Origin of the sequence: Trichormus sp. NMC-1, assembly GCF_001858025.1 — a bacterium.
Classification (GTDB): Bacteria; Cyanobacteriota; Cyanobacteriia; order Cyanobacteriales; family Nostocaceae; genus Anabaena.
On sequence record NZ_LZQD01000015.1, the window covers coordinates 1 to 4,304 of the forward strand.

Consider the following 4,304-nt stretch of genomic DNA (forward strand, 5'->3'; position numbering starts at 1 on the left):
TTATAATCATTAAATATTCACAGAAAATCTACAAATCACAATCCTGTACATCCTTAAATCCTGGTTATCCTGTATCCCTTACGGGAGGCGTTAGCCATATCTGACAACCACAACGAAAAATCTCCAAGGAAGCATCCCAGTTAGCGCCGAAGTATTGAGGAAATTCCATTGCTTCAGCAGCTTATTTTAAAAATGTTTGTTTGCTATTAATTTTTTGACCATCAAGATAAAAAACTTTATGATTCATAGATTTATGGTGGGGAAATAGGTTAGTAAAATTGTCTGAATCAGGATATCCACCGATTAGAGGATTAACAGGATGATCAAATATAAAATGGACGGTTGCTAATAAAATTCTGTAAATCTTAAAATCATGTAGATGATAATTTTAACTATTTTCAAGTATTATGTTATGATCAATTCAGAGTTAGAAGAATAAAAATATCATGATTTTAGCTGTTAAAAATGCTCTTTCAGCGTGTTAATAGTGTCAAATTTGAAGAAATTGCCATAACCATAATTACTGCTGAGGAACAATTGCGTGGTAGGTTTAATGTTATTATAAATGCCTCATCGTCGGATAAATTAGTATTAGCTTATGCAAATTTTCAGGCTAATCTAGAGTTTTTACGAAATGTAAATTTACTAGAATTTAGTGAAGATGCTGGGAATATTTACACTGAATTAGTTAAGCAAAGAATCCGCGTTGGTACTCAAGATTTACGCATTGCTGCAATTACATTATCAGTTAATGGGATTTTAGTAACTCGTAATTGGAAGGATTTTGAAAAAGTGCCTAATTTGCGTTTGGAAGATTGGAGTATTAGTTAAAAATGTCTGAATCAGGATACCCAGGATTAGAGGATTAACAGGATGTTTTTTAGAAAATATAGGTTTTTGTAAATGATAGAAAATATATTTTTCTCTAAATCATAATTTATAATCATTAAATATTCACAGAAAATCTATAAATAACAATCCTGTACATCCTTAAATCCTGGTTATCCTGTATCCCTTACGGGAGGCGTTAGCCATATCTGACAACCACAACGAAAAATCTCCAAGGAAGCATCCCAGTTAGCGCCGAAGTATTGAGGAAATTCCATTGCTTCAGCAGCTTATTTTAAAAATGTTTGTTTGCTATTAATTTTTTGACCATCAAGATAAAAAACTTTATGATTCATAGATTTATGGTGGGGAAATAGGTTAGTAAAATTGTCTGAATCAGGATATCCACCGATTAGAGGATTAACAGGATGATCAAATATAAAATGGACGGTTGCTAATAAAATTCTGTAAATCTTAAAATCATGTAGATGATAATTTTAACTATTTTCAAGTATTATGTTATGATCAATTCAGAGTTAGAAGAATAAAAATATCATGATTTTAGCTGTTAAAAATGCTCTTTTCACAATTGCACCGAAGTTAACTTATGATGTGTTAATTGAAAACCAAGAAGATGGCACGGTTAAAGCTACATTATTAAGTTTACCAGAATGTCAAGGTTTAGGTGCGAATAAAGAGGAAGCATTAAATAATCTTATTCAACTTTTTCAAGCACGAAAACCAGAAATAGTAACTTTAGAAATTGAACCTTCTGAAACTAAATATCCTTTAATGGAAGTTACAGAAATACGCAATAATGAAGGTAATGATTGGGATGTGCTAGAGGCATTAACAGGAACTATTGAAGCACCAAGTGATTGGTCAAGTCAACATAATCACTATTTATATGGTACTCCTAAACATGACAACGAAATCATAGAATGAATCAAGAAAAACTATTTTTAGATACGGTATTTATTCAAGCTCTACTAAACAAAAATGATCAATACCATACTCAAGCCAAAGCATTATTACCAACGGTGAAAAATGCCGTTGAAGTATGGGTAACAGAAGCCGTTTTGATAGAAGTTGGTAATGCTTTAAGTGCAGTGAACCGCACAGCATCAGTTCAGTTTATTAATCAGTTGGTATTTAGTCTTAGTATCTAGTAAATAAATTAAAGAATAACAGCTATTTTCCTTTAATTCATGTACACAAAGACGGGCAAGATGCTCAAACCACAATATTTTTAGCATTTTATTTCTTGACCTCATTTACTTGTAGTCTTGCCAAAGAATTAGGTTCTGCTAGTTCTCCTACTAAAATACCACGAGGTCTTTCTATATGATTAATAACACTTTCTTTTAACAGATCATAGATAAAATGATGAGGGTTTTTACGATTTATTAATTCTAGACCGTGACAATAAACTCCACACGCTGATACATCATTTAAAATCCGGTTGTGAATAATTCTCGTCCATTCTGATGCTGTTATCATTAATTGAGGGACAACATGAATAAATGCTGTAATTTGTTTTTCCATATCAAAAGATTCCAGAAAATGAATTAAGCTAAACATCACTTCTGGCTGTTGACATTGATCATCTAAAATCAGATGATAGGCAGATAATTTATTTTCATCAGAACTTTCAGCTATTTCAGCTAAAGCATTTTCAAAATTTGTAACTTGTTCTTCTGTTTGCATTAAGCGATTTTCTTGCAAGGTTGCCAATAAATTATTTTGATTCATTGTTTTGTCCCTTATTTCTCAAAAATCCATGGCCAAGTACGTTTATTCTGTCTGATTAATGTTTGCAAACTTTCCCTGATTTCTCTATTATACAAACCTTGACGAAATTCTTTGTCTGAATCAGGATATCCAGGATTAGAGAATTTACAGGATGTTTTTTAGGAAATATAGGTTTTTGTGAAGGATAGAAAATATATTTTTCTCTAAATCATAATTTATAATCATTAAATATTTACAGAAAATCTATAAATAACAATCCTGTACATCCTTAAATCCTGGTAATCCTGATTCAGACAACCACAACAAACAATCTCCAAATAGGAAGCCAGGGAATTAATTCCCTGTCTAAAAGCTAAAGTCGGTTTAAACCGACTATTGGGAATGATGGAATATTACATTTATCTTCATCAGGTAAAAAGGAGGAATATTATTAGCTTCCCAGTACTCTTTGGCTGAATTTAAAATATTCAATGCTATTTGGTACTGTGTCGGTTCAGCTTGCACAACAAACAATCTCCAAATAGTGAAAAATTGACTTTACCTATTTGTTAATAACTAAAAACTTGATAGGAATATTATTAGCTTCCCAGTATTCTTTGGCTGAATTTAAAATATCCAATGCTATTTGGTACTGTGTCGGTTCATAAAATATAAAATTGACGATTGTTAATAAAAATCTTAAAATCATGTAGATGATAATTTTAACTTTGTTCAAGTATTGTGTTATAATTAATTCAGAGTTATAAGAGTAAAAATATCATGATTTTAGCTGTTAAAAATGCTCTTTCCACAATTGCACCGAAGTTAACTTATGATGTGTTAATTGAAAATCAAGAAGATGGCACTGTGAAAGCGACATTATTAAGTTTACCAGAATGTCAAGGTTTAGGTGCGAATAAAGAGGAAGCATTAAATAATCTTATTCAGCTTTTTCAAGCCCGAAAACCAGAAATAGTAACTTTAGAAATTGAACCACCTAAAACAGAACATCCTTGGATGAAATTTGCAGGAATGTTTGAGGATGATCCACATTTTGATGAAGTGCAAGAATATATAGCAGAATATCGTCGTGAATTAGATGCAGAAATGGAGGAATATTATCAACAGATTGAAAATCAGGAGCATATAAAATGAGTTTATGGGTACTTGATACAGATCATGTTTCTCTCTTTCAACGCAGAAATCCATTTATTGTACAGCGTGTTAATAGTGTCAAATTTGAAGAAATTGCCATAACCATAATTACTGCTGAGGAACAATTGCGTGGTAGGTTTAATGTTATTATAAATGCCTCATCGTCGGATAAATTAGTATTAGCTTATGCAAATTTTCAGGCTAATCTAGAGTTTTTACGAAATGTAAATTTACTAGAATTTAGTGAAGATGCTGGGAATATTTACACTGAATTAGTTAAGCAAAGAATCCGCGTTGGTACTCAAGATTTACGCATTGCTGCAATTACATTATCAGTTAATGGGATTTTAGTAACTCGTAATTGGAAGGATTTTGAAAAAGTGCCTAATTTGCGTTTGGAAGATTGGAGTATTAGTTAAAAATGTCTGAATCAGGATACCCAGGATTAGAGGATTAACAGGATGTTTTTTAGAAAATATAGGTTTTTGTAAATGATAGAAAATATATTTTTCTCTAAATCATAATTTATAATCATTAAATATTCACAGAAAATCTATAAATAACAATCCTGTACATCCTTAAATCCTGGT

The 4,304-nt window shown here is 31.2% G+C and carries 6 protein-coding genes; 5 read left to right on the top strand and 1 reads right to left on the bottom strand.

What is annotated here, in order from left to right; translation table 11 throughout:
- The first annotated feature begins 465 nt into the window (after nucleotides 1–465).
- The 3 genes from A9Y75_RS25070 (at nucleotide 466) to A9Y75_RS25080 (ending at nucleotide 1,997) form a co-directional block, all read left to right on the top strand.
- Entirely contained in the window at nucleotides 466–831 is a 366-nt protein-coding gene (locus tag A9Y75_RS25070; RefSeq protein ID WP_071192503.1) for a type II toxin-antitoxin system VapC family toxin, read from the top strand.
- Nucleotides 832–1,383: 552 nt separating this feature from the next.
- Nucleotides 1,384–1,773, top strand: a complete 390-nt coding sequence (locus A9Y75_RS28035; protein ID WP_143046507.1) for a hypothetical protein — start codon at nucleotides 1,384–1,386, stop codon at nucleotides 1,771–1,773.
- Complete coding sequence (locus tag A9Y75_RS25080) at nucleotides 1,770–1,997, top strand: hypothetical protein (protein WP_236721528.1); 228 nt, start codon at nucleotides 1,770–1,772, stop codon at nucleotides 1,995–1,997. The genes A9Y75_RS28035 and A9Y75_RS25080 overlap by 4 nt, the downstream gene beginning before the upstream one ends.
- An 88-nt stretch (nucleotides 1,998–2,085) precedes the next feature.
- On the opposite strand, the gene A9Y75_RS25085 is transcribed toward A9Y75_RS25080, so the two are convergent.
- On the bottom strand, nucleotides 2,086–2,580 hold the full coding sequence (locus A9Y75_RS25085) for an Imm30 family immunity protein (protein WP_071192505.1): 495 nt from the start codon (nucleotides 2,578–2,580) through the stop codon (nucleotides 2,086–2,088).
- A 759-nt stretch (nucleotides 2,581–3,339) separates the two neighbouring features.
- Between A9Y75_RS25085 and A9Y75_RS25090 the strand changes: the two genes are divergently transcribed.
- Nucleotides 3,340–3,714: a hypothetical protein gene (locus A9Y75_RS25090; protein ID WP_071192509.1), complete on the top strand. Its 375-nt coding sequence runs from the start codon at nucleotides 3,340–3,342 to the stop codon at nucleotides 3,712–3,714.
- The gene (locus A9Y75_RS25095; protein WP_071192511.1) at nucleotides 3,711–4,133 is read left to right on the top strand and encodes a type II toxin-antitoxin system VapC family toxin; all 423 of its coding nucleotides are present in this window, start codon (nucleotides 3,711–3,713) and stop codon (nucleotides 4,131–4,133) included. Before A9Y75_RS25090 ends, A9Y75_RS25095 begins: the two co-directional genes overlap by 4 nt.
- The last annotated feature ends 171 nt before the right edge of the window (nucleotides 4,134–4,304 follow it).

Excerpts from the sequence above, each read along its gene's own strand:
- A9Y75_RS25070 (WP_071192503.1), top strand. The coding sequence starts at position 466 with ATGCTCTTTCAGCGTGTTAATAGTGTCAAATTTGAAGAAATTGCCATA.
- A9Y75_RS25080 (WP_236721528.1), top strand. The coding sequence starts at position 1,770 with ATGAATCAAGAAAAACTATTTTTAGATACGGTATTTATTCAAGCTCTA.
- A9Y75_RS28035 (WP_143046507.1), top strand. The coding sequence starts at position 1,384 with ATGATTTTAGCTGTTAAAAATGCTCTTTTCACAATTGCACCGAAGTTA.
- A9Y75_RS25095 (WP_071192511.1), top strand. The coding sequence starts at position 3,711 with ATGAGTTTATGGGTACTTGATACAGATCATGTTTCTCTCTTTCAACGC.
- A9Y75_RS25090 (WP_071192509.1), top strand. The coding sequence starts at position 3,340 with ATGATTTTAGCTGTTAAAAATGCTCTTTCCACAATTGCACCGAAGTTA.
- A9Y75_RS25085 (WP_071192505.1), bottom strand. The coding sequence starts at position 2,580 with ATGAATCAAAATAATTTATTGGCAACCTTGCAAGAAAATCGCTTAATG.